At 71.2% G+C, this 24485-nt stretch carries 19 protein-coding genes; 13 read left to right on the forward strand and 6 right to left on the reverse strand.

All coding sequences use genetic code 11. From position 1 onward, the window contains the following. Window positions 1-61: 61 nt before the first annotated feature. The 3 genes from ACH4LD_RS14870 to ACH4LD_RS14880 all read left to right on the forward strand — a co-directional run bounded on the left by ACH4LD_RS14870 (window position 62) and on the right by ACH4LD_RS14880 (window position 5941). Window positions 62-1936, forward strand: a complete 1875-nt coding sequence (locus ACH4LD_RS14870; protein ID WP_398055109.1) for an alpha-galactosidase D — start codon at window positions 62-64, stop codon at window positions 1934-1936. Between the two features lie 110 nt (window positions 1937-2046). Next, window positions 2047-4464 (forward strand): glycosyl hydrolase family 95 catalytic domain-containing protein, encoded by a 2418-nt coding sequence (locus tag ACH4LD_RS14875; RefSeq protein ID WP_398055110.1) that lies wholly within the window; start codon window positions 2047-2049, stop codon window positions 4462-4464. 274 nt (window positions 4465-4738) lie between these two features. Continuing rightward, window positions 4739-5941, forward strand: a complete 1203-nt coding sequence (locus tag ACH4LD_RS14880; RefSeq protein WP_398055111.1) for an SGNH/GDSL hydrolase family protein — start codon at window positions 4739-4741, stop codon at window positions 5939-5941. Between the two features lie 42 nt (window positions 5942-5983). Here ACH4LD_RS14880 and ACH4LD_RS14885 read toward each other — a convergent pair whose 3' ends face one another. Beyond that, window positions 5984-7549: an amidase gene (locus ACH4LD_RS14885; protein WP_398055112.1), complete on the reverse strand. Its 1566-nt coding sequence runs from the start codon at window positions 7547-7549 to the stop codon at window positions 5984-5986. A gap of 95 nt (window positions 7550-7644) precedes the next feature. Here ACH4LD_RS14885 and ACH4LD_RS14890 point away from each other — a divergent pair, with 95 nt between their 5' ends. Together ACH4LD_RS14890 and arr are read left to right on the forward strand one after the other, a co-directional pair. Next, window positions 7645-8496 carry a helix-turn-helix domain-containing protein gene (locus ACH4LD_RS14890; RefSeq protein WP_398055113.1) on the forward strand — a complete coding sequence of 284 codons (852 nt, stop codon included), beginning with the start codon at window positions 7645-7647 and terminating at the stop codon, window positions 8494-8496. 121 nt (window positions 8497-8617) lie between these two features. Beyond that, window positions 8618-9046 (forward strand): NAD(+)--rifampin ADP-ribosyltransferase, encoded by a 429-nt coding sequence (gene arr, locus ACH4LD_RS14895; RefSeq protein WP_398055114.1) that lies wholly within the window; start codon window positions 8618-8620, stop codon window positions 9044-9046. A 159-nt stretch (window positions 9047-9205) separates the two neighbouring features. Here the strand turns inward: arr and ACH4LD_RS14900 are convergent, their stop codons facing one another. The 3 genes from ACH4LD_RS14900 to ACH4LD_RS14910 form a co-directional block, all read right to left on the reverse strand. After that, window positions 9206-9649 (reverse strand): universal stress protein, encoded by a 444-nt coding sequence (locus ACH4LD_RS14900; RefSeq protein WP_398055115.1) that lies wholly within the window; start codon window positions 9647-9649, stop codon window positions 9206-9208. Window positions 9650-10185: 536 nt separating this feature from the next. Then, complete coding sequence (locus ACH4LD_RS14905) at window positions 10186-11061, reverse strand: universal stress protein (RefSeq protein ID WP_398055116.1); 876 nt, start codon at window positions 11059-11061, stop codon at window positions 10186-10188. Window positions 11062-11264: 203 nt separating this feature from the next. Further along, window positions 11265-13649 (reverse strand): phosphoketolase, encoded by a 2385-nt coding sequence (locus tag ACH4LD_RS14910; RefSeq protein WP_398055117.1) that lies wholly within the window; start codon window positions 13647-13649, stop codon window positions 11265-11267. Between the two features lie 709 nt (window positions 13650-14358). Between ACH4LD_RS14910 and ACH4LD_RS14915 the strand changes: the two genes are divergently transcribed. The 5 genes from ACH4LD_RS14915 to gap all read left to right on the forward strand — a co-directional run bounded on the left by ACH4LD_RS14915 (window position 14359) and on the right by gap (window position 19296). After that, window positions 14359-14568 carry a ferredoxin gene (locus ACH4LD_RS14915; RefSeq protein WP_014670436.1) on the forward strand — a complete coding sequence of 70 codons (210 nt, stop codon included), beginning with the start codon at window positions 14359-14361 and terminating at the stop codon, window positions 14566-14568. Further along, window positions 14558-15913, forward strand: coding sequence for an NAD(P)/FAD-dependent oxidoreductase (locus ACH4LD_RS14920; protein WP_398055118.1), 1356 nt, complete (start codon window positions 14558-14560; stop codon window positions 15911-15913). The genes ACH4LD_RS14915 and ACH4LD_RS14920 overlap by 11 nt, the downstream gene beginning before the upstream one ends. Before the next feature lie 31 nt (window positions 15914-15944). After that, window positions 15945-17129 (forward strand): cytochrome P450, encoded by a 1185-nt coding sequence (locus tag ACH4LD_RS14925; RefSeq protein WP_398055119.1) that lies wholly within the window; start codon window positions 15945-15947, stop codon window positions 17127-17129. Window positions 17130-17228: 99 nt separating this feature from the next. Further along, window positions 17229-18185: a GlxA family transcriptional regulator gene (locus tag ACH4LD_RS14930; protein ID WP_398055120.1), complete on the forward strand. Its 957-nt coding sequence runs from the start codon at window positions 17229-17231 to the stop codon at window positions 18183-18185. 112 nt (window positions 18186-18297) lie between these two features. Continuing rightward, entirely contained in the window at window positions 18298-19296 is a 999-nt protein-coding gene (gene gap, locus ACH4LD_RS14935) for a type I glyceraldehyde-3-phosphate dehydrogenase (protein WP_398055121.1), read from the forward strand. 103 nt (window positions 19297-19399) lie between these two features. Here gap and ACH4LD_RS14940 read toward each other — a convergent pair whose 3' ends face one another. Continuing rightward, on the reverse strand, window positions 19400-20287 hold the full coding sequence (locus tag ACH4LD_RS14940) for an SDR family NAD(P)-dependent oxidoreductase (RefSeq protein WP_398106175.1): 888 nt from the start codon (window positions 20285-20287) through the stop codon (window positions 19400-19402). Window positions 20288-20411: 124 nt separating this feature from the next. Next, entirely contained in the window at window positions 20412-21215 is an 804-nt protein-coding gene (locus ACH4LD_RS14945) for a tetratricopeptide repeat protein (protein ID WP_398055122.1), read from the reverse strand. A 568-nt stretch (window positions 21216-21783) separates the two neighbouring features. Between ACH4LD_RS14945 and ACH4LD_RS14950 the strand changes: the two genes are divergently transcribed. The 3 genes from ACH4LD_RS14950 to ACH4LD_RS14960 all read left to right on the forward strand — a co-directional run bounded on the left by ACH4LD_RS14950 (window position 21784) and on the right by ACH4LD_RS14960 (window position 24439). Further along, window positions 21784-22689 (forward strand): NAD-dependent protein deacetylase, encoded by a 906-nt coding sequence (locus ACH4LD_RS14950; protein WP_398055123.1) that lies wholly within the window; start codon window positions 21784-21786, stop codon window positions 22687-22689. Window positions 22690-23078: 389 nt separating this feature from the next. Next, entirely contained in the window at window positions 23079-23570 is a 492-nt protein-coding gene (locus ACH4LD_RS14955) for a sortase (RefSeq protein ID WP_398055124.1), read from the forward strand. A gap of 284 nt (window positions 23571-23854) precedes the next feature. Beyond that, window positions 23855-24439, forward strand: a complete 585-nt coding sequence (locus ACH4LD_RS14960; protein WP_398055344.1) for a class F sortase — start codon at window positions 23855-23857, stop codon at window positions 24437-24439. Window positions 24440-24485 lie beyond the last annotated feature (46 nt).

Consider the following 24485-nt stretch of genomic DNA (forward strand, 5'->3'; position numbering starts at 1 on the left):
ACCCGACCCCCACCGGGTACCACCGCACGATTCCGCTCACCCCACCCCCAGGAGGCGACCCATGCGGTCATCCCCGTACACAGCCCTGCGCGGAACCCACCCCGGCCTCCCGCGCCGTGCCCTCAGAGCGACGCTGGTCCTGGCCGTCACGGCCGGACTCGTCACAGCGGTCCCGGTGGTCGACCGGGCCATGGCCGCCACCGCCAAGTCCACCACCGCGGCCGTCGGTTCCGCTTCGACGACGGCCGACGCCACCCCCGGCCTCGCGGCCAAGCCCTACATGGGCTGGTCCAGCTGGAGCATGCAGTCCTCCCAGTACCCGGGGCTGAACCCGAACGGCAACTACAGCTACCTCACCGAGGCCAACGTGCTGAAGCAGGCGGACGCCTTGGCCAGCACGCTGAAGAAGTACGGCTACGAGTACGTCAACATCGACGCCGGCTGGTGGATGGACCAGAACTGGACGTCCGAGTTCGACCAGTACGGCCGGCAGACGCCCGACCCGGTCCGGTTCCCGAACGGCATGAAGTCCGTGGCCGACCACATCCACGCCAAGGGCCTCAAGGCCGGCATCTACCTGCCCGTCGGACTGGAGAAGGGGGCGTACGGCGAAGGGAAGGTGCCGATCCGGAACGCCCCCGGCTGCACCACCGCGGACGTGGTCTACCCCGACCTGCGCACCACCAACGGCTGGGACAGCGCCTACAAGCTGGACTTCGACAACCCCTGCGCGCAGAAGTACATCGACTCGCAGGCACAGATGCTCGCGGACTGGGGCTACGACTTCCTGAAGCTCGACGGGGTGGGTCCCGGCTCGTTCAGGTCCGGAGACAACTACGACAACGTCCCGGACGTCGCCGCCTGGCACAAGGCCATCGGCGACACCGGACGCCCGATGCACCTGGAACTGTCCTGGTCGCTCGACATCGGCCACGCCGCCGACTGGAAGAAGTACTCCAACGGCTGGCGCATCGACACCGATGTGGAGTGCTACTGCAAGACCCTGGTCACCTGGGAGAACTCGGTCAACGACCGTTGGGACGACGCCCCCGCGTGGAGCGGCAAGGCAGGCCCCGGGGGCTGGAACGACCTCGACGCGATCGATGTCGGCAACGGGGAGATGGACGGCCTCACTCCTGCCGAGCGGCAGAGCTACATGACCCTGTGGGCCATCAACAAGTCGCCCCTGTTCACCGGTGACGACCTCACCAGACTGGACGACTACGGCCTCTCCCTGCTGACCAACCAGGAGGTCATCGCCGTCGACCAGAACGACTCGCCGGTCGCACGCCCCGTCACCCCGATGGGCGACCAGCAGGTCTGGGGGACCAGGAACCCTGACGGCAGTTACACCGTCGCCCTGTTCAACCTCGGTGACTCTTCGGCCTCCGTCACCGCCGACTGGGCATCGTTCGGCTTCACCGGCGCGGCCTCCGTGCGCGACCTGTGGAGGCACCAGAACCTCGGGACGTACAAGAACAGGATCACCGCGACGCTGCCCGCGCACGGCTCACGGCTGTTCACCGTCAAGCCGGGCGGCCCCGCGCTGGCGACCACCCGCTACGAGGCCGAGTCCGGGAACAACACCCTGACCGGGAACGCCTCCGTCGCCTCGTGCGACGCCTGCTCCGGCGGCAAGAAGATCGGCAACCTCTACCTCGACAGCCGGCTGCAGTTCAACGACATCAAGGTGAAGAAGGACGGCATCTACACGGTCGACGTCGCCTACGTCAGCGGCGATCCCCGGTCGGTGACCGTCTACTCCAACAGCGGCAACGGCACCCGGTTGAAGTTCCCCTCCACGGGCGACTGGAGCACGGTCCGCACCGTCAGCGTCCAGTTGGCCCTGAAGGCGGGCTCCAACAGCATCACGTTCGACAGCGGCTGGGACTACTCCCCCGACATCGACAGGATCGACGTCCCCAAGGCCGCCTGACCCGCGCGTGGGCCCGGTACGGCTCCGGGCCCACCCGCCTCGCACCACACCCGACGGTCCCGCATCCGTCGTTCCCGCATGCGCCGTTCCCCGGACATGGAGTGCACCACGTGGACACCCAGCACACCGAATCGCGCGAAAACCGTCCCAGCCGCAGAGGCTTCCTCTCCCTCGCCGCCACCGCCGGCGCGGCCGCCGCGCTCGGCGGTCTGCCGAGCTTCACCGCGTCGGCGGCCCCTTCCCGCCCCGCTTCCTCGCCCATGCTGTCCGGCGCCGCCGCCACGAAGAACCAACTGTGGTGGCGGGCCCCCGGCTCCCCCACCTCGATGATCCGGCAGGGCCTGCCGGTCGGGAACGGGCGCCTCGGGGCGCTCGTGAGCAACGACCCCTCCAGCGAACTGCTGACGATCACCGACGCCACCCTGTGGACCGGTGGCGTCAACGACACCCTGCAGAGCGACGGCCAGTTCCCCTACGGGCGGGACGACTTCGGGTCCCTGACCCTGCTGGCCGAGCTCACCGTCGACGTCCCCGGTCACGACCTGGGCTCCGTCGACAACTACCGTCGCACCCTGGACCTGGCCCAGGGCGTCGTCAGCGCGTCCTACGACCTGTCCGGCGTCACCTACCAGCGGCAGATCTTCGCCAGCCGCCCCGACGACGTCATCGTCGTCCACTTCTCCCAGCTCGGCGGCGGCACCTACACCGGCACCGTCACGCTGGCCGGCACCCACGGCGAGCACACCACCGCGGCCGGCGCGGGCCGCTACGCCTCGTTCGGGGCTTCCCTCGCCAACGGCCTGAAGTACGGCGCCGCCGTCACGGCGACCAGCGGCACCGGCACGGTGACCGTCAGCGGTACGTCGATCAAGTTCAGCGGCTGCAAGGACCTCACCGTCGTGGTCAGCGGCGGCACGAACTACGCGCCCGACGCGGCCAGCGGGTTCCGCGACCCGGCCCTGGACCCGGAGCGTCTGGCGCGCACCAAGGTCCAGGACGCGGCCGGCCACTCCGCGAGCACCCTGCTGCACACCCACGTCGCGGACTTCCGCCCGGCCTTCGAGCAACTGGCCGTCGACCTCGGCACCTCGTCCACCGCACAGCGCAAGCTGGACACCTGGCAGCGTGTACAGGCGCGCTACCGGGACAACGTCCCGGACCCGGAACTGGAGGCGGCCTACCTCCAGTTCGGGCGCTACCTGATGATCTCCGGATCGCGGGGCGTACTGCCGATGGGGCTGCAGGGACCGTGGCTGGACGGCAACGACCCGGACTGGATGGGCGACTACCACACCGACATCAACGTCCAGATGAACTACTGGCTGGCCGATCGCGCCGGCCTGTCGGACTGCTTCGACGCCTTCACGGACTACTGCCTCGCTCAACTGCCCACATGGACGGACGTCACGCGGCGGCTCTTCAACAGCCCGACCAACAGGTACCGCAACTCCAGCGGGAAGATCGCCGGCTGGACCGTGGCCATCTCCACCAACCCCTACGGCGGAGGCGGCTGGTGGTGGCACCCGGCGGGCAACGCCTGGCTCTGCCAGAACCTGTTCGAACACTACGAGTACACCCAGGACCGCGCCTACCTGGAGAAGATCTACCCCCTCCTCAAGGGCGCCGTGGAGTTCTGGGAGGCCCGCCTCATCACCACCACCGTCACCGACGCCTCCGGCTCCGCACGCGAGGTCCTCATCGCCGACAGCGACTGGTCCCCCGAGCAGGGACCGCTGGACGCCAAGGGCATCACCTACGCCCAGGAACTGGTATGGAACCTCTTCGGCAACTACCGCACCGCGACGGGAGTGCTCGGCAGGGACGCCTCCTACGGTGAGACCGTCGACGGACTGCGCCGACGCCTGTACCTGCCCGTGGTCAGCCCCAAGACCGGCTGGCTGGAGGAGTGGATGTCGCCCGACGACCTGGGCGAGACCACCCACCGGCACCTGTCCCCGCTCGTCGGTCTCTTCCCGGGCGACCGGATCCGGCCCGACGAGTCCACGCCGAAGGACATCCTCGCCGGCGCGACCGCCCTCCTGACCGCGCGCGGCATGAACAGCTACGGCTGGGCCAACGCCTGGCGCAGCCTGTGCTGGGCCCGGCTGAAGAACGCCGAGAAGGCCTACCAACTCGTCGTCAACAACCTGAAGCCGTCGACGGGCGGCAGCAACGGCACCGCGCCGAACCTCTTCGACATCATGGACATGGGGCAGGGGCGCGGCATCTTCCAGATCGACGCGAACTTCGGCACTCCCTCCGCGATGATCGAGATGCTGGTCTACTCGCGGCCGGGCCACGTCGAGCTGCTGCCCGCACTGCCCGCAGCGTGGGCGGCGTCCGGCTCGGTGTCCGGAGTCGGCGTGCGGGGCGGCTTCGTCGCCGACCTCAGGTGGAAGAACGGCAAGGTCACCCAGGTGACCTTGAAGAGCGTCGGCGGCCGTGACACGACCGTGTTCGCGGGCGGCACTTCGCGCAGGATCAGCATCGAGCCGGGTGGGTCCGTCACGCTGAACAACCTCGGCTGACGGCACGCTCAGCGGCCTCGTCCGAGGCCGGCACGGCACCCACGCACCCCCCGAGCCAACCCCGATGACCCGTCGTCAGCGGACCGTCCCGCCGTCCGGAGTCCTTCCGTCTCCGGCCGGGGCGGGACCGGGCCGGACTCCCCGCGGAGCCGGCCCGCCGCGGACGACGCGGAGAGTGGAGAGAACGACGATGTTCCCGGAGAAGGAAGGCACGGCGGCGGATCGCCGACCGCGTCGCGGATCCCTGCTGTCCGTGTTCGGCGCTGTGACCGGGATGATCCTCACGATCGTCCCGCTGAGCACCGCGCACGAGGCGAACGCCGCCGCCACATCACCGTCGCAGGGCAAGGGCACCAGGGTCAGTGCCTGGTCGCCCAGCATGACGACCGGCGGCCCGTCCTTCGACAACCAGACCATACGGATGGTGGTGCACAGCAGCGTCGCGGGTTCGGGCGTACGCATCACCCTGTCGAACCGGTACGGCACCGCGCCCCTCGATCTGGGCACGGTGGACCTGGCCGTACAGGCGAGCGGCGGCGAGGCGACGCGCGGCACCACTCGGAACGTCGCCTTCGGTGGCTCGCGGCACGTCACGATACCCGTCGGCGAAGAGGCGGTCAGCGACGTCGTCCCGATCTCGGTCAGCGCCGGCGAGAACCTGCTCGTCAGCCTCTACGTCCCCGGCGCCACGGGAACGTCGACCTGGCACTCCGACGCGTTCGACACCACCTACACAGCCTCCGGCGACCACGCCGGGGACGACGGCGCCGCCGCGTTCGGCACCACCACGACCTCCTGGTACTACCTGGCGGGGATGGACGTCGTGTCCCCGACCGCGAGGGGCACCGTCGTCGCCTTCGGCGACTCCATCACGGACGGCTACCACTCCTCGACCGGCACCTACACCCGGTGGCCCGACTTCCTCGGACGCCGGCTGGGCTCCGGACCGGGCCCGCAGAAACTGAGTGTCGTCGACGCCGGTATCGGCGGCAACCGGGTTCTCACCGACGTCCCGAACCTGTGGCAGGGGGTCAGCGCTCTCAAGCGCTTCTCCCACGACGCCCTCGGCCAGCCGGGCGTCAAGGACGTCATCCTCTTCGAAGGCATCAACGACATCGGCAACAACGCGGGCCCCGACGGCCGGGCACTGACCGCGCAGGACCTGATCGAGGGCTACCGCACCCTGATCGACGAGGCACACGCCGCCCACGTCAACATCATCGGCGCGACGCTGATGCCGGACGAGGGCAACGGGTACTACACGCCCGACGCGGAGAGGATCCGCCAGAGCGTCAACCAGTGGATCCGCACCAGCGGCGCCTTCGACGGCGTCATCGACTTCGACCGGACCATGCGTGACCCCGCCAACCCGGCGGCCCTCAACCCGGCCTACGACTCGGGCGACCACATCCACCCCAACGACGAGGGGATGAAGGCGATGGCCGACGCGGTCGACCTGCGGCTCCTGCGCACCTGACACGGCGCCCCGGACCGGATCAGCCGCGCCCGCTCTCGCTGATCAGCCGCCGTCCGCCGTCGGGTGGGTTCCCCGCGTCGCGTCGCCGCGTCCCGGACGTTCGCGCAGGAGGCGCACGCCGCGATGGACTCCGGCCCTCATCTCAGGTGACCGGGCCCCCGACGGGCGGGCGGCGACCGGCGGACGGCGACCGGTCCAGGGACGGGCGAGTTCGAGGGTGCGGGACACCTGGAGCAGGAGGTCCTCCCGCCATGGTGCGGCGACGATCTGGACACCGACGGGCAGGCCGGTGGCTTCGTCGTGATGGACGGGAAGGGAGATCGCCGGCTGGCCGGTCACGTTGAACACCGACGTGAAGACCCCCATCGGATAGCTGTTCCGCAGCGCCCTCAGGGGATCGTCGTCGGTGCCTGCCCGCCAGGCACCGACGAACGGCGGCAGGCAGGCCATCGTCGGTGTGACGAGGAGGTCGAAGCCGGCGAGGAAGCCTTCGACGATGCGCCGCGACAACTGCTGGGTCCTCCGCACCCCTTCCGCGTACGTCCACGAGTCGACCGCTCGTGCCGCCGCACGCAGCGCGCGATTGTGCGGCTCGACACGGTCCGGCTCCGCGAGGGCGATCCCGGCACCGCCGACGTTCCACAGGGTCGTGAACGCCGAGACCAGGTCATCGGCCGACGGCAGCGGGAGGGGGGTGTCGACAAGGTGATGGCCGGCCGATTCGAGCACCCGAAGAACGACGTCGACGGCTGCGACACAGGCGGGGTGCACACGTATCCCGTCGATCGGGGAGTCGGTGAGCGCGCCGACCCGTAGCCCGGTCGGCACGGCCGTCCTCATCGCGGCGGCGAACGACATGCGGGGGGTCGGGGGCGACCACCACGCGCCCGGGTCGTGACGCGCCATCACGTCGAGGGCCTCCGCGGTGTCCGCCACCGAGCGGGTGAGCACTCCGCTGGTGCCGAGACCCTCCACCTCCACGGTGGCGTTGGTCACCAGGCCACGGGTGGGTTTGAGGCCGACGAGGCCGTTGCAGGACGCGGGAATCCGTATCGAACCGCCGCCGTCCTCCGCGTGGGCGATGGGCGCCATCCCGGCGGCGACGGCGACGCCCGCCCCGCTCGACGAACCGCCGGGCGTACGGTCCGGGTTCCACGGGTTGCGTGAGATGCCCAGGGCGTCGCTCTCGGTGAAGGGCAGGCTGCCGAACTCGGAGGTGGTGGTCTTGCCGAGCAGGATGAAGCCCGCGTCCACGAAACGTCGCACGACCGGGTCCGATGCCTCGGCCGGGGCGTGCCCGGCGCCGGCGGACCCATGGGTGGTGGGCCATCCGGCAACGTCGACCAGGTCCTTGACCGGCAGCGGAACGCCGTGGAACGGCGGGAGGTCGTCGACCGAGGCCGCCCGGACCACCGCGTCGGCCGCGGTGGACGCGGCCTTGCGGACCTCGTCGTCGGCGCGGTGGCAGAAGGCGTTCAGCCGGGGGTCCAGCTGGTCCATCCGCTCAAGGCAGCAGTCGACCACCTCGACCGGGCTCACCTCCTTCCGGCGGATCGCCGCGGCCAGTTCGACGGCGGGAGTGAACGGATCGATCGGTGAACGCGTCATGGCCGGACCCTTCCGGTGCAGGGCTTGCGGGAGCCGTCAGTGTCACCGCCTCCCGGACATCGCGTCTTGGATGAATGTCGCGTAGCTTGAACGCCATGCGATCCGCCGGACCGGTCCATGACGCCGCGTCGGTGTGGGACATCGCCACCCCGTCGCGGCGCGGTCGGCTGCCGGGGGTCAGCATGGCCGGATTCCGCGCCCGTACGACCGACCCCGTCGACCTGGACGTGGTCCCGTTCCCCGCTGTCACGGTGGCCGTCGACCTCGGCGCAGGGGACTTGGCCGTCGATGACCTCGACGGCAGGCGACACGGCGGCAGCGTCGTCGTGGGGCTCGCGTCCGTCGGCGTCCGCGGGCGCGGCCGGGACATCGCGTGTCTCCAGATGCGGCTGTCGCCCCTGGTCGCGCACGCGGTGCTGGGCGACTGTGCGGAGCTCGGTGCCGTGGTGGTCTCCCTCGACGACCTCTGGGGCCGTGACGCCGCGCGCCTCCAGGAGCAGTTGTGTGCCGCCAAGTCATGGGACGACCGGTTCGCGACAGCGGAGACCGCGCTCGTCCGACGACTTCAGGCACGCCGAGCGGTCGATCCCGAAGTCGCCTTCGTGTGGGGGCAGACGGTGACGCACCAGGGAAGGGTCCGGGTCGAGCGGCTGGCAGCCGAGGTCGGCTGGAGCCGTAAGCGTCTGTGGTCCCGGTTCCGGGCCCAGATCGGTCTCAGCCCCAAACGCGCCGCTCAACTCGTCCGCTTCGACCGGGCGGCCCACCGTCTGGCCGCGGGGCACAGTGCCGCTCGGGTGGCTGCGGAGATCGGCTACGTCGACCAGTCCCATCTCCACCGGGACGTCATGACCTTCGCCGGTGTGACGCCCACGGCCGTCGGGGTCGCACCGTGGCTAGCGGTCGACGACGTCGCATGGGCGGCCCCCGCATACCTGTCCACGTCCTGAACCGCGGTGTGCGGCCGGTGTCGAGCCCGGCCGGGCGGGCACGGGGGCATACTCCGGGCAGGCGAGCGCAAGGAGCTGTGGTTCCCTGTAACCCCTAGCCCAGGCCCCGAGGAGCAAGCCCATGACCAACGCACCTGTCCCCTTCCAGGTGTACGAGGCGGGAACCTACCTGCACGGTACGAAGGCGGCGCTTGCTCCAGGGGACCTGCTGATCCCCGGGTACGCCTCCAACTTCGAGGAAGGGCGTACGTCCCGCCACGTGTACGTTTCCGAGACCCTTGATGCCGCCGTCTGGGGCGCCGAGCTCGCAGCCGGCGACGGGCCGGGGCGGATCTACGTGGTGGAGCCGACCGGCGACCTGGAGGACGACCCCAATGTCACCGACAAGAAGTTCCCGGGCAACCCCACCCGCTCCTATCGCACACGCGAGCCCGTGCGCATCGTGTCGGAGCTCAAGGGCTGGGTCGGGCACTCCCCCGAGCAGATCGAGGCCATGCTGAAGGGGCTGGCCGACCTCCGCCGCCGCGGCATCGCCACGATCCTGGACTGACGAGGGCCACCGAGCCGCCGTGGGCCGTGTCATCGCTCCGGGCCGCCTCGCGCGCCACCCGGTCAGACGGAAGCCGACCGCTGCGGATCCGGCAGGTCCGGGTCGAGGTCCGGGTGGCGGGGTGGGCCGGTCAGCGCGCACTGTACGTACACCACACCGTCACCGCTGCGCGGAGCGCACGATCACCACCGGGCAGCTCGCGTGCTGCGAGACGTGCTGGCTGACGGAGCCCAGCAGGGCACGCGCGAACCCGCCCCTGCCCCGGCTGCCGACGACCAGGATCTCCGCCCCTTCGGCGGCCCGCAGCAGGATGTCGGCGGGGTTGCCGTGCACCACATGGGTCCGCACGGAGCCGGCCGCGTCCGCACCGAGCACGTCGGTCAGCTCCTGGCCCATCTTCTGGCGCGTCTCCTCCTCGTCGACGTCCATGTCGACGGCGGGCCCCGACCAGCCGTACAGACCCGGCAGCTCCCACACCGCGACCGCGTCCACGGTGCCGCCGACCAGGCCGGCGTACCGCACGGCCCAGCGCAGGGCGTCGTACGAGGACTGCGACCCGTCGACACCGACCACCACCCGGCGCTCGGAGGCATCCCTGTCCATGCGTCCCACCTCTCGTCCGGTGTGACCCGGTTCTCCGGTGTGCGCCCACCGGGCCGGTCCGCCCCTGTTCCCCACGCTGCGGGACCCGTCGCCACACCGCCACCCAGCCGGTTCCACTTGCTCCCGCCTTTGTGCGATTCGGCCCCGCCACCGGGTACAAGAGGAGAGATGCTGGGTGTGTGACCGGCCGCCGTCCGGCCATCGGGGCGAGCCCGACCGCCAGGAAGGGCCCGGCGTTCCCCGGAGCATCCTGTACTCGCGAACTGGAGGGCCGATGAGCCGACGCACTCAACCTGATGCGCGGGCCGAGCGGACCTGCCGCGGTCCGGCGCTGCCCTCGGCGAGGAAGACCCGGCGGCGAGCGGGGCCCCGGCCGGCCGGTTCCGGTCGGTTGAGCGCTCGCAGCGCCGACGGCGAGCGGATGCTGCTGCCCGGTGGCACGTGGCGGCGCGTCGAGACCATCAGGGTGCGCAGCCTGTTCGGATGAGTCCGCGGGACCGCTCCCGTCCGTGCACCCGCGGCATGCCGCGCCGCCCTCACTGCCGTTCGGGCACAACCGCGACCGGGCACTGGGCATGGTGGAGGAGGGCATGGCCCACACGGCCGAGCCGGAGTCCGAAGTGTCCCTTCCCGCGTGCTGCCCCGACGATCACGAGGTCCGCCGCTGCCGACCGGTCCACGAGGACCTTGCCGGCCGATCCCTCTACGGCCGCCGGACGCGTCCGGACGTGCGGATACTCGTCGATCGCGGCCGTGAGCCGGGCGTCGACGAGGGCGGAGGCGCTCTCCCCGGATGTGTCGACCGGTCCTCCGGCCTGTGGCAGGTTGCCACTCCTGTCGTGGGCGGTCCTGCGCCAGGCACGCACGACATCGAGGACGCAGCCGCGCACCCCGGCCTCCTGGAAGGCGAAGCGCACGGCTTCCGCGCTGGTACCGGCTTCACCGAGGCCGAGCAGGATGCGCCCGTGCCCACCCGCCAGGCCCACCCGGTCGCCCCGGACGACGACCGCCGGGCAGGGGGCCCGGGCCGCCACGGCCAGACCGACCGACCCGAGCAGCAGTCCCCTGAGCTCGCCGCGGCCGCGTGAACCGGTCACCAGCGCGAAGGCTGCGCAGCCTTCGCGCACGAGAGCCGCCGCCGCCTCCTCGGGCACGATGTCGGTGGTGATCTTCACGTCCCTGTTGCGGCGTTCCGCCCGGTCGGCCGCCGAGGCCACGATCTGCTCGGCCAGCACCTGCTCGGAGGGCCGTCCCGGACCCGCCGGGGACAGGCCGGACTCGTAGCGCTCCCAGAGGGAGGCGTGGATCAGCCTGAGCGGGAGACCGTGGCGGACGGCTTCCTCCACGGCCCAGTCGACCGCGACGAGGCTCGGCTCCGATCCGTCGACTCCCACGACCAGAGGGAGTGTCATCGTCCCCACCGCCTTTCCTCGGGCCGCCTGTCGCGCCGTACCCCGCGAGGGCGTACACGGTCCCGGCCGGAGGTCATCGGCAACTCACGAAGATCCTCACGAAGACATGGCCCTACCAGAACATCATGGTCTCTCACCTGCGTCGGCCCCGCCCCGTGGCCGGATGCGCGAGCGCGCGGGGACAGAGCGGGGCGCGAGGCGGTTCAGCCGTCCCATGTCCAGTCGGCGACCTCCGTCAGGTCCGTGCCGTTTTCCCGGATGTGGACGTGGTGGCGCTGGCGGGCGTCCTCCATGTGCTGGCGTACGGCGGCCGCGCGGACTGCGAGGCCGGGGACGCGGTCGATGACGTCCATGACCAGGCGGTAGCGGTCCAGGTCGTTGCGGACCACCATGTCGAAGGGGGTGGTCGTCGTACCGATCTCCTTGTAGCCACGCACGTGCAGGTGACGGTGCCCGGTACGGCGGTAGGCCAGGCGGTGGATGAGCCAGGGGTAGCCGTGGTAGGCGAAGATCACCGGCTTGTCGGCCGTGAAGAGCCCGTCGTACTCGAAGTCGCTCATGCCGTGCGGGTGCTCCTCGCTCGGCAGCAGTCGGGCGATGTCTACCACGTTGACCACGCGCACGGCCAGGTCGGGCAGGTGGCGGCGCAGTAGCTGGGCCGCGGCGAGAACCTCCTGCGTCGGCACGTCACCCGCGCACGCGAGCACCGCGTCCGGTTCACGCGTGCCGTCCTCGCTGCCGGCCCACTCCCAGATGCCGGCGCCCCGGGCGCAGTGGACCTTCGCCTCCTCCATCGAGAGCCAGTCGAAGCAGGGCTGCTTGCCCGCCACGATCACGTTGACGTAGTCCCGGCTGCGCAGGGCGTGGTCCGCCACGGACAGCAGTGTGTTCGCGTCCGGCGGGAAGTAGACCCGTACGGCCTCGGGACTCTTGTTCAGGATGTGGTCCACGAAGCCGGGGTCCTGGTGGGAGAACCCGTTGTGGTCCTGCCGCCACACATGGGACGTGAGGAGGTAGTTCAGGGAGGCCACAGGAGCGCGCCAGTGCAGGCGGCGGGTGGTGCGCAGCCACTTGATGTGCTGGTTGACCATGGAGTCCACGATGTGCACGAAGGCCTCGTAGCAGGAGAACAACCCGTGCCGGCCGGTGAGGAGGTAGCCCTCCAGCCAGCCCTGGCAGGTGTGCTCGGAGAGGATCTCCATGACCCGGCCGTGCCGGTCGAGGTGTTCGTCCACGTCGAGGGTGGCGGCCTGCCAGGCCTTGCCGCTGGCCGCGTAGACGGCCTGGAGCCGGTTGGAGGCGGTCTCGTCGGGGCCGACGAGCCGGAAGTCGCGGCGGTCCGTGGTCGCCCGCATGACGTCTTCGAGCAGGTCACCGAGGACACGCGTGGGTTCGTGCAGGGTGGCGCCGTGCTTGTCCACCTCGACGGCGTACTTCTCCAGGGGCGGCAGAGGCAGTTCGCGCACGAGGAGGCCGCCGTTGGCGTGCGGGGTGGCACCGAGCCGCCGGGCACCCTCCGGGACGCATGCCACGACGTGCGCGCGGGGGGCGCCGTGCTCGTCGAACAGTTCCTCGGGACGGTAGGAGCGCAGCCACTCTTCCAGCTGCCGCAGGTGTTCGGGGTTGTCCCGTACGGCGGCCAGCGGCACCTGGTGCGCGCGCCAGGTGCCCTCGACCGGCAGTCCGTCCACCTCCACGGGACCGGTCCAGCCCTTGGGTGTGCGCAGCACGATCACGGGCCAGCGGGGCCGGTCCGTGGCCTGGTCCTCGCGGGCGGCACGCTGGAAGCCGGCGATGCGGTCGACCGCCTCGTCCATCGCCGCTGCCATCGCGCGGTGGACGGCCGTCGGGTCGTCACCGGTGACGTGGATGGGGTCGTGGCCGTAGCCACGCAGAAGTTCGTCGAGTTCGGTTTCCGGGAGCCGGGCCAGCACCGTCGGGTTGGCGATCTTGTAGCCGTTCAGGTGCAGGATCGGCAGCACGGCGCCGTCGCGGACCGGGTCGAGGAACTTGTTGGAGTGCCAGGAGGTGGCCAGCGGCCCGGTCTCCGCCTCCCCGTCGCCGATCACGCAGGCGACCAGCAGGTCCGGATTGTCGAAGGCCGCGCCGTAGGCGTGTGACAGGGAGTAGCCGAGTTCACCGCCCTCGTGAATGGAGCCGGGGGTCTCGGGGGCGACATGGCTGGGCACCCCGCCCGGGAAGGAGAACTGCTTGAACAGCCGGGCCATGCCGGCCGCGTCCCGGGTGACGTCCGGGTAGGTCTCGGTGTACGACCCCTCCAGCCAGGAGTTGGCGAGCACGGCCGGGCCGCCGTGTCCGGGCCCCCAGACGCACAGCGCGTCCAGGCCGCGGGCCTTGATCACGCGGTTGAGGTGGGTGTGCACCAGGTTCAGGCCGGGTGAGGTGCCCCAGTGGCCGAGCAGCCGCGGTTTGACGTGCTCGGGCTGGAGCGGCTCGCTCAGCAGGGGGTTCGCCATGAGATAGATCTGGCCGACGGAGAGGTAGTTCGCGGCGCGCCAGTGGGCGTCCAGGGAGGCGAGCTCCTCGTCCGAGAGTGCGGCGGGCGCCGTGCGCGTGTCGACGGACATCCGGATCCCTTTCGTGTCGGGACGGCGTTCGGGGGCTTCGTGCGTCTCGGCCTCTGTACGACCACCTTCCATCGACGTGCCGGGTTCCCGACAGGGCCGTTCGGGCCACCGACCCCGGAACGGACGGTGCCGTGGGGCCTGACTGCCCCGGTCGGCACCCGATCGGACCACGCACTGTGCTGCGTCCGGGGGGCGGGGCAGCGATGCCGTGGTCAGGCCCGTTCAGGTTGCCGGCCGGTTCCTCTCGGGGCGGGGACACGACGGCCACCGGGCGACGGCGTGATCGATCGCGGCGCGAAATCCCTACGACCCAGTGTGGCTCTCCAGCGTCGATGCCCTCGGCAACGAACTGGTCTCCGGCTTCGGGTCCGACGTTACGGCCCCCAGGCCAACCCGGCCCGACGGCCTGGAAGGCGACGGGGACCCTTCTCCATTCGCTCCTTCCAAGCCCGCCCGGCCATCTAGGAGATGTCCACCTACGCCAACCATGTCCGCCCGTACGCCGAGGCGATGAGCCACGAGGCGAGCAACTGGGCGACGCACCACCGGCGTTCACGCACCCCGCCCTCATCGGCGCCGCCCTCGGTCTCGACCGCGCCCGCGACTGACGCCTCACCGGCCGCGTCCCGCAGGCGGTCACCGTGCGAGCGAACGGGTCTCCGCCCATTCTGGAGGTGAGGGGGGTGTGACGGCGGAGGAGGTAGTGAAGATGCGGACCGTTGTCGATCTCACGCGCTGCCAGGGATACGCACAGTGTGTGTTCCTCGCGCCGGACGTGTTCGAGCTGCACGGCGAGGAAGGCCTCCTCTACGCCACGGCCGTACCCGACGACCAGGAGGAACGCGTACGCCAGGCCGCGGCGGCCTGCCCGGTGCAGGCCATACTCCTGGGCGAAGAGGTGAGCAGCGGTGCCCGGTGACCTCAAGGACGGCCGCATCGTCATCGTCGGTGCGTCGCTGGCCGGACTACGGGCCGCGGAAGCGCTGCGCGAGGAAGGCTTCACCGGCTCACTGACCGTGGTCGGGGACGAACCCCACGCACCCTACGACCGTCCGCCGCTGTCCAAGCAGGTGCTGCTCGGGCAGGCGACGGCGGAGACCACCGAGCTGCCGATGCGCCGGGATCCGGACGCCGAGTGGCGGCTGGGCGTCCGCGCCACGGGCCTGGACCTGCTGGAGAAGCGGGTGCTGCTGGAGGAGGGGGAGTCACTGCCGTACGACCGGGTGCTGATCGCCACTGGAACCCGCGCGCGGCCCTGGCCCAACAGGGAGGAGGCCGCGCTGGAGGGGGTGTTCACCCTGCGTTCCCGGGAGGACGGCGCGGGGCTGGCCGAGCGGCTCGCCGCGAGGCCGGAGCGCGTCCTGGTCATCGGCGGCGGCTTCACGGGCTCCGAGATCGCCTCGGCGTGCCGGGAGCTGGGAGTGCAGGTCACGGTCACCGAGCGCGGCCCCGCTCCGCTGGTCGGCGCACTCGGCGGCACCCTGTCGAAGCTCGCGGCCGTCATGCAGCGCAACCACGGCGTGGACCTGCGCACCGGCGTGACGGTCACCGCCCTGAACGGCAACGGAGCCTTCACGGGTGCGGAGCTGTCCGACGGCAGCCGGATCGACGCGGACGTGTGCGTGGCGGCGCTGGGGGCCATCCGCAATGTCGAATGGCTGGCGGAGTCGGGGCTGGCGGTGGGCCCGCGCGGAATCGCGTGCGACGCGGGCTGCCGCGCCTTCAACATGTACGGGATCGTCACCGACGACGTCTTCGTGGCCGGCGACGTCTCCCGCTTCCCCCACCCGCTCTTCGGCTACCAGATGCTGTCCCTGGAGCACTGGGGCAACGCGGTCGAGCAGGCCCAGGTGGCGGCCCACAACATGGTCAACCCGGGCCCGCTGCAACGCCCGCACCTGGCCGTCCCGGTCTTCTGGTCGACCCAGTTCGGACTCAACATCAAGTCCGTGGGCGTGCCCACCTACTCGGACCACGTCGTCATCGCCCAGGGCTCGTTGGAGGCCCGCCGTCTTGCCATGGTCTACGGGTACAAGGGCCGGGTCACCGCGGCCGTCACCGTCGACATGGCCAAGTCGCTCGACTACTACCGGCATCTGATCGAGACGGCCGCTCCCTTCCCGCCCCCGCCCGGTGCGCCGGACCGCGCGATCGCGGCCGACGTCACGATCCCTTCCGACGTGCCCGATCCGTCGGTGCTGTCCCACGGCCCGACCGTCGCGCTCACCGGTCACCTGCCCGACCGCCGACTGACCGTGGTGTAGCCCACGTCCCGCCCGACCACGAGGAGCCGCCATGGCCTCCGAGACCCTGCTGGCACGCATCACCGACTACTCCAACCGCCCTGACCCGTACCCGCTGTACGCGGAACTCCGCGCGGCCGGTCCCGTGGTTCAGCAGACTGACGGCAGCTACCTGGTCGGCACCTACCACGAGGTCGCCGCCCTGCTCCACGATCCGCGGGTGAGCGTCGATCCCCGTACCCGCGGCGGGGAGGCGCAGCAACTGCCGTTCCTGCGGCTCGACGACCCCGAGCACCACAGACTGCGCACCCTGGCCATGCGGCCCTTCGGCCCGCCGCACAGCCCGCACCGCGTCGACGGCATGCGCGGCGAGATCGACCGGATCACCCAGGAACTGCTGGCCTCCTTCCGTGCGGGCGAGCAGATCGATCTCGTCGACGACTTCGCCTACCCGCTGCCCGTCACGGTCATCTGCCGCCTGCTCGGCGTGCCACGCGAGGACGAGCCCCTCTTCAGGGCCTGGTCCGACGCCCTCGTCGCCGCCGCCGACGTCAGGCCGGGTGCGGACACCACCGAGACGGACAAGGCCGGTGAACAGGCGAAGATGGAGATGGGCGGCTACTTGGTGAACCTCGCCGAGGAGCGCCGCGGCAAGCCCAGCGACGACATGCTCTCCGCCTTCGTCAACGAGCCCGACCCGGCTCTGCGGCTCACTCGGGAGGAACTCGCCGAAACGGCGGTCCTGCTGCTCATCGCCGGGCACGAGACCACGGTCAACCTCATCACCAACGGTGTGCTCACCCTGCTGCGCCAGCCCGAACAGCTGGACCTGCTGCGCCGCGAACCGGACCTGCTGCCGCGAGCCGTGGAGGAACTGCTGCGGTACGAGCCTCCGGTCCACATGCGCGAGCGCATCCCGCGCGCCGACATCGACGTTGCCGGCACCACCGTCCCGGAAGGCTCGTCCGTCGTCCTGGTACTGGCCTCGGGCAGCCGCGACCCCAAGCGGTTCCACGAGCCCGACCGGTTCGACCCCACCCGTCCGGACAACCAGCACTTCGGCTTCGGCAGCGGCATCCACATCTGCTACGGCGGCCCCCTGGCCCGTATCGAGGCGTATTCCGCGCTCGGCGCCCTGCTCCCCCACCTGGGCACCGCCCGGCTGGTCCAGGACCCGCCCCCCTACCGACAGAACGCCATGCTCCGCGGCCCCCGCCACCTGCCCATCCAGCTCTGAGGCTGCACGCCGGCACCGCGCACGGCAGGAAGGAGCGACGGGACGGGGCGACGACCGCGCGGTGGCGTACCGACGTCACGTCCCACGTAACCTTTTCCCGTGCCTCCCTCCCACCTTCGTCGCGTCGCCGTCCTCGTCCTGGAGGGTGCGAAGCCGCTCGACGTCGGAATTCCCGCGCAGGTTTTCACGACCCGCGCGAGCATGCCGTACGAGGTGCGGGTGTGCGGGGCGGCACCCGGTCTCGTGACCGGCGGGGACGGCCTCGCGTACCACGTCGCCCACGGCCTCGACGCGCTCGCGTGGGCCGACATCGTCTTCGTCCCCGGCTACCGGTTCCCGGACCGCGACGATCCGCCGCGGGCCGTGATCGACGCGCTGATCACGGCCCACGACAGGGGTGCGCGGCTCGCCGCCATCTCCACGGGCGCCTTCGCGCTCGCCGCCACGGGCCTGCTCGACGGCAAGCGCGCCACGACGCACTGGCACTACACCCGGGCACTCGCGGCCGGGCATCCGCTCGTCCGGGTGGACGAGAACGTGCTGTTCGTCGACGAGGGCAGCGTGCTCACCTCGGCGGGAGCCGCCTCCGGCATCGACCTGTGCCTGCACATCCTGCGCGGCGATCTCGGAGTGGCCGCGTCCAACCACGCGGCCCGGCGTCTGGTCGCGGCCCCCTACCGCAGCGGCGGCCAGGCACAGTACGTCCCGCGCAGTGTGCCCGAGCCGCTCGGCGAGCGGTTCGCCGCGACCCGCGAGTGGGCGCTGCACCGGCTCGGCGAGCCCCTCACCCTCGACATACTGGCGCGGCAGGCGGGGGTCTCGCCCCGCACGTTCTCCCGGCGCTTCGTGGAGGAGACCGGCTACACGCCGATGCAGTGGGTGATGCGTGCCCGCATCGACCTGGCCCGCGAACTGCTTGAGCGCTCGCAGCGCAGCGTCGAGCAGATCGCCGACGACGTCGGGCTCGGCACCGGCGCGAACCTACGGCTGCACTTCCAGCGCATCCTCGGCACCACACCGAGTGAGTACCGGCGCACCTTCACCCGGGGCGAGTGACCCGCCCGGCACCACGCCGGCTGGCGGGATCCTTTTGGACACTGGCGATCCCGCCACTGTCGGCGGTGCGGGCCGCGGGCGAGTCTGGTGGCGAACGGAAGGGACATCACTCATGACTCGCATCGCCATCAACGGATTCGGCCGCATCGGACGCAATGTGCTGCGCGCGCTGCTGGAGCGCGACAGTGCCCTGGAGATCGTCGCCGTCAACGATCTGACAGAGCCCGCCGCGCTCGCCCGGCTGCTCGCCTTCGACAGCACGGCCGGCCGGCTCGGGCGGCCGGTGACCGTCGACGGCAACACCCTCGTCGTCGACGGCCGGCGGATCACGGTGCTGGCCGAGCGGGAACCGGCGCAGTTGCCGTGGGCCGAACTCGGTGTCGACATCGTCCTGGAGGCCACCGGCCGCTTCACCTCGGCCAAGGCCGCGCGGGCCCACCTCGACGCCGGGGCCAAGAAGGTTCTCGTCAGCGCGCCGTCGGACGGCGCCGACGTCACTCTCGCGTTCGGCGTCAACACCGACGCCTACGATCCGGCTGTGCACACGATCGTCTCGAACGCCTCCTGCACCACCAACGCCCTCGCGCCGCTGGCCGCGGTCCTCGACGAACTCGCCGGTATCGAGCACGGGTTCATGACGACGGTGCACGCCTACACGCAGGAGCAGAACCTGCAGGACGGCCCGCACCGTGACGCCCGGCGCGCCCGGGCCGCGGGCATCAACATCGTGCCGACCACGACCGGCGCCGCCAAGGCGATCGGCCTGGTGCTGCCGAACCTCGACGGCAAGCTGTCGGGCGACTCGATCCGCGTGCCGGTGCCGGTGGGCTCGATCGTCGAACTGAACACGACCGTCGCCCGCGACGTGACGCTCGACGACGTGCTGGCCGCGTACCGCGCCGCGGCGGAGGGGCCGCTCGCCGGCATTCTTGAGTACTCGGACGACCCGCTCGTGTCGTCCGACATCACGGGCAATCCCGCCTCGTCGATCTTCGACTCGGCCCTCACCCGCGTCGACGGCCGCCACATCAAGGTGGTCGCGTGGTACGACAACGAGTGGGGTTTCTCGAACCGCGTGATCGACACGCTGGAGCTCCTCGCCACCCGCTGACAATCCAGCACGGCTCGCCAGGGGGTGTCCCTTCGGTGAGGGGCACTGCCCGGCGGACGATGGCGCCGCGCCTGTCCACGTCGTGTGCGAAGGCCCGGCGTGTTCAAGGTGTGAGCATGCGGTCCTGCTCCACCGGAGGTGTGCCGTCGTACCAGTCGAGGGCTTGGCCGAAGCGGACGAGTTCGCCGTAGAGGGCGGGATCGACGTGTTCGGCGAGGACCAGGTCGAGCACGGCCTCGGCGGCCCGGGCCGGCGACTGGGCCTGGCTGTAGTCGCTGAACCAGGGACGGGAGGTGGCGGTGTCGACCATGCCGGGACACACCGCCGCGATCAGTGTGCCGTCGGCGAGATCGTTCTCGCGGCGTTCGGCGGCGACGGCGCGGACGGCGGCGACCTGAGCCACCTTCGAGGGGACGTTCAGCCAGATCGGCCAGCCGGCCTCCTGCGCGGTCCGGTTGTGGACGGCACGGCGCCACGATTCGACGGCGTACTCGACCTGGTCGAGACTCGCGCCGTCGAAGAGGTGGTGCAGCCGGGGATCCAGGTGACCGAGGGTGCCCAGGCTGCTGGCGACGACGAGCAGCCGGCCGCCGGGGCGCAGGACGGGACCGAAGGAGCGCAGGATCGCGTGCGTGGCGGTGTTGGAGACGTCGATGAACTCGTCGGCCCGCTCGGCCTGTGACTCCTCGGGCAGCACGCGGGCCACCGCGTTGGAGAGGACGACGTCGACACCTCCGTAGCGGGCTCGGAGATCCTCGGCGAGACGGGCGACGGCGTCGGTGTCGGTGACGTCCAGGACCCGGCCCTCGACCTGGGCCCGGGTGCCGGGCAGCCGGCCGACCTCGTGTGCGGCGTCCGTCACGCGCGGGCGGCTGCGGCCGGTGAGCAGGACCAGGTCGTCCGAGTCCATGCGGGCAGCCAGTCCTTCGACGAGGGCGCGGCCGAGACCTTGGTTGGCGCCCGTGACGAGGGCGATACGGGGAGCGTTCATGCGTGCCACGCTAGGAAGCGGGCGACCATGAGTCCAACGAAACTTCGGCACAGCCACTATGCGCGAACGTCATGGCTGTCCGGGGGGCGAACAGCGAGCGCCCACGTCGCAGTCCTACGTCGCGTCAACCCCGGCTGCCGCCCAGAACCGTGTCGATCAGGGCCTCCGCCGCATCGGGATCACCGGCGAGCCGCCCGGCCTCGCGGATCTGCCCCTCGTCCAGAGCCCCGGCCTTCACCAGCTCGATCGCCTCGTGGATGCCGTCTCCGTCGCCGTGCGCGAGCATGACGAAGAACCAGCGCACCGCCTGAACCGGGTCCGGCGTGGTACCGAAGCCGTCGCGATACCAGCGGGCTGCCGCGTTCATCGCCCCGGTGTGCCCACGCCCGGCCGCCCAGACGTACCAGCCCAGCGCGTCCTCGTCGCGGTCCAGCGCCGACAGCCGGTCGCCGAGGACCGCGCCGGCGGGCACGATGCCCTCGCGTGCGGCGGCCTCGAACAGGCGCAGAGACTCGTCGGGGTCGTCGACCAGTTGGGCGAGGTTGAACATGGCGTAGGCGTCCCCGCTCTCGGCCGCCGCCCTGAACAGTCCGGCGGCACGCGCCTCGTCCTTCTCGACGCCGAGACCCGTCGCCAGCATGTGCCCGTAGGTGCGCTGACCGGCCGGGAGCCCGGCCTCGGCCGCCGCGCGGGCGTGACGCACGGCCCCGGGCAGGGCCGACGCGTCGAAGTACTCCAGGTAGATCCCGGCGAGCAACGCGGCGGCCTCCGCCGACCCACCGTCCGCCAGCGGTTCCAGCTCGACGGTCACCCGGGCAGCCAGCTCGGCACCCTCCGCACTGCCCTCCATGGCGGCCCGGACGAAGGCGTGTCCCGCGCCCACCCAGTCCCCGGCCTCGGCCGCCCTGCGGCCCTCGTCCAACTCCATGGGGAAACCCTATGCCGTCGTCCCGTGGATCATGCTCGGCACCCTGACCCGGTGGCTGCGGCGGTGACGGTGCCGTCGAGGCGAGGATGCACAGGGACGCGCTCGGTCCCGTCGTTGCGGGCGTGCCCCACAGCCGCCCTGCCCCCCGGCCCGTTCCGGCGCAAGATCCCTAGCGGCTCGCCGAGCCCGTCACCCGGGCGGAACCCGCAGTTCGTCCGCCCACCGCGCATCCGGTGGCGCCCTCATACCGGAATGACTGGTGAGGGTCCGGGACGATGCGCCCGGACGAGCGCCCGTGACCTGAGGGATACGGGGAGTCGGTGCGCTCCTGAGCCCCTGCGCCACGGTGTACGGGGCTCAGCCCTCCCCGCGCGGTCCGGCATGCCTGGGACGCACCGACGTCCGTCCCCGTCCGGGAAGAGGCGCGGACCCGGAACCCGGCAGCCACGGATCGGTGCGGTGCGGTCCGGTGCGGGCCGGTCCGGTGCGGTCCGGTTCGGTTCGGTGCGCAAGAGTTGGGGGACGCCGTACCGGACTCCGTCGGCAGCCTGTTTCGTACTCTTGCGGCATGCGTATGCGCCCCACTCTGAGTTGGACCCCCACCGAGGACCTGCCGCCCGGCACCACGGATCTGGAGCCGGTCGCCGATGCGCTGAGCGCCGGCGGTGTGCTGGTGCTCAGTGGGGCGGGCATCTCCACGGAGTCGGGCATCCCCGACTACCGGGGCGAGGGCGGGAGTCTGAGCCGGCACACCCCGATGACCTACCAGGAGTTCACCGCCAGCGCCCGGGCCCGGCGCCGGTACTGGGCGCGAAGCCACCTCGGATGGCGCACCTTCGGCCGTGCCCGCCCCAATGCCGGGCACCGGGCCGTGGCCGCGTTCGAACGGCACGGCCTGCTCTCCGGGGTGATCACCCAGAACGTGGACGGCCTGCACCAGGCCGCCGGCAGCGAGGGCGTCGTGGAACTCCACGGGAGCCTGGACCGGGTCGTCTGCCTCGGGTGCGGTGCCTTCAGTCCGCGCCGCGAACTGGCCCAGCGGCTGGAAGCGGCCAACCCCGACTTCGCACCGGTGGCGGCGGGCATCAACCCGGACGGTGACGCCGACCTCACCGACGAACAGGTCGAGGACTTCCGCGTACTGCCCTGCGCGATCTGCGGCGGCGTCCTCAAGCCGGACGTCGTGTTCTTCGGCGAGGCGGTTCCCCCGCAGCGGGTCGAGCACTGCCGCGAGCTGGTCCGTGAGGCAGCCTCACTGCTGGTCCTCGGTTCCTCACTGACGGTGATGTCCGGACTGCGGTTCGTCCGCCAGGCGGCCCAGGCCGGGACGCCGGTGCTCATCATCAACCGCGACCAGACCCGAGGCGACCGGCACGCCCTCACCCGGGTCGCGCTCCCGCTGGGGAGAGCCCTCACCACCCTGACCGACCGCCTGCACATCCCCATGGACGTACCGGCCTCGCCCCGGACCTGAGCCTCGACCAAGAAAGCGGTCCCCACAGGAGCGGCCCGCGCGACGACGGCGGGCGACGCTACCGCGATCGGGCGGATCGTCACGCTGTGGTGACCCGTTCAGCAGGACCATCCCACGCCGGGGTGGCCCGCCCGGCCCCGGACCACCCGTGGGCACAGCCCGGTCGGCTGTCACCGATATGGGGACGGGGCGGTGGGTGATGAGTACTGATGACCTCCGCATCGGTGACCTGCGCAAGTGATCAAGAGAGAACCCCGGTGCGCCTGACCGGGTGACATGCTCGGCTACTCGTCAGGTTGCGGAACTGACGGACTGTCGGTTGCCTCGTGTGCGGAACACACGAGATGTGCCGCGCAGCAGGCCGGACACGGTTCCGTTGGAGGATTCGCATGCGCTACAGACACATGGGTGCGGGTATCGGCCTGGTTCTCGGTGCCCTCGGGCTGCAGATCCCGGCCGCTGCCGCCGCTGACGACTCGGATCTCAGTATCGAGCCGTGGAACGCCCCACCGGGTTCCACGGTCACGGTCAGTACGAGGGCCTGCGACGCTGACGCGGACTATGGCAAGGGCTGGTCCGAGGCGGGAGGAGAGTTCCACCTCTTCGCAGGCGAGGAGGAGGGGGTGCTCACCGGCGAGTTCCAGATCCCCGAAGGAACCCGGCCGGGCGACGACACAGTCACCGTGAAGTGTCCGCCGCTGACCAAGGTGACGGAGACGTACCGGGTCGTCGGACGGCCTCCGAGCGGCTCGGTCAGCGCCGGCTTCGGACCGGGCGAGGACACGGATGAGGGGCTCGCCCTGGGCGGTGGGCTGCTCGTCACGGCCGCCGCCGGGGGTGCGGTCTGGTTGTGCCGCCGCCCGAACGGCAACCGAACGTGAGCAGCGAACCTGACCGGCCAACCTGATCGTGCCATTCCGCCGACCGGCCCCGTCCACTTCGGCCTGTGACCGACCTCGGAAACGGAACGGATCCGTTGGCCGCACGGCCCGTCCACCGCGAGCCCGCACCACGAGACCCGATCACACCAGGCCCGCCCACCCCGCGCCCACACCACGCGCTGCGACACCCGCCGTGAGGCAAAGACCCGACCGCGATGGCATCCAGACATCACACCAACGCTCACCGAGCTCCGTTCATCCCCGCGGTGCTGCTTCTGACCTGCATGATGACGGCCGGTGTCGTGCTGCTGATCAGCGCGGTGGACGACGGGAAGCCGCCCCCGCGGCCATCGGCAGCCCAGTCCTCCTCAACCTCGGCGGCCCGCACCCGCCCCGCCGTCCACCCGCTGCCCCCCGCAGATCCGGTCCGGCTCCGGATCGCCGCCATCGGGGTGAACGCCCCGATGACACGAGTGGGCCTCGACGCGGCAGGAGCACTGCGGACTCCGCCACCTGACCAACCCGGCAGCGCCGGCTGGTACGGCGACGGCACGCCTCCCGGCTCGGCAGGCACCGCCGTCGCCACCGGGCATGTGGACACACCCACCGGCGACCCCGGCGTCTTCTACGACCTCGGCGCCCTGACCGAGGGAGCCACCATCGAGATCAGCCGGACCGACCGGCGGACAGCGGTGTTCACCGTACGCGCCGTCGAGCTCTACGACAGGGAGGAGTTCCCCAGCAAGAAGGTCTACGGCAGTTCCGGCCGGCCCGAACTCCGGTTGATCACCTGCGGCGGCGGCTACACCAAGCGCACCGGCTACCTGGGCAACGTCGTGGTCTACGCGACGCTGACCGCGGTGACGTGACCGGCGGAACGGAGCCTGACCGCGAGCGCTTCCGGGAGCCCAGCCA

The organism is Streptomyces sp. NPDC017676 (assembly GCF_044329325.1).
Lineage (GTDB): Bacteria > Actinomycetota > Actinomycetes > Streptomycetales > Streptomycetaceae > Streptomyces.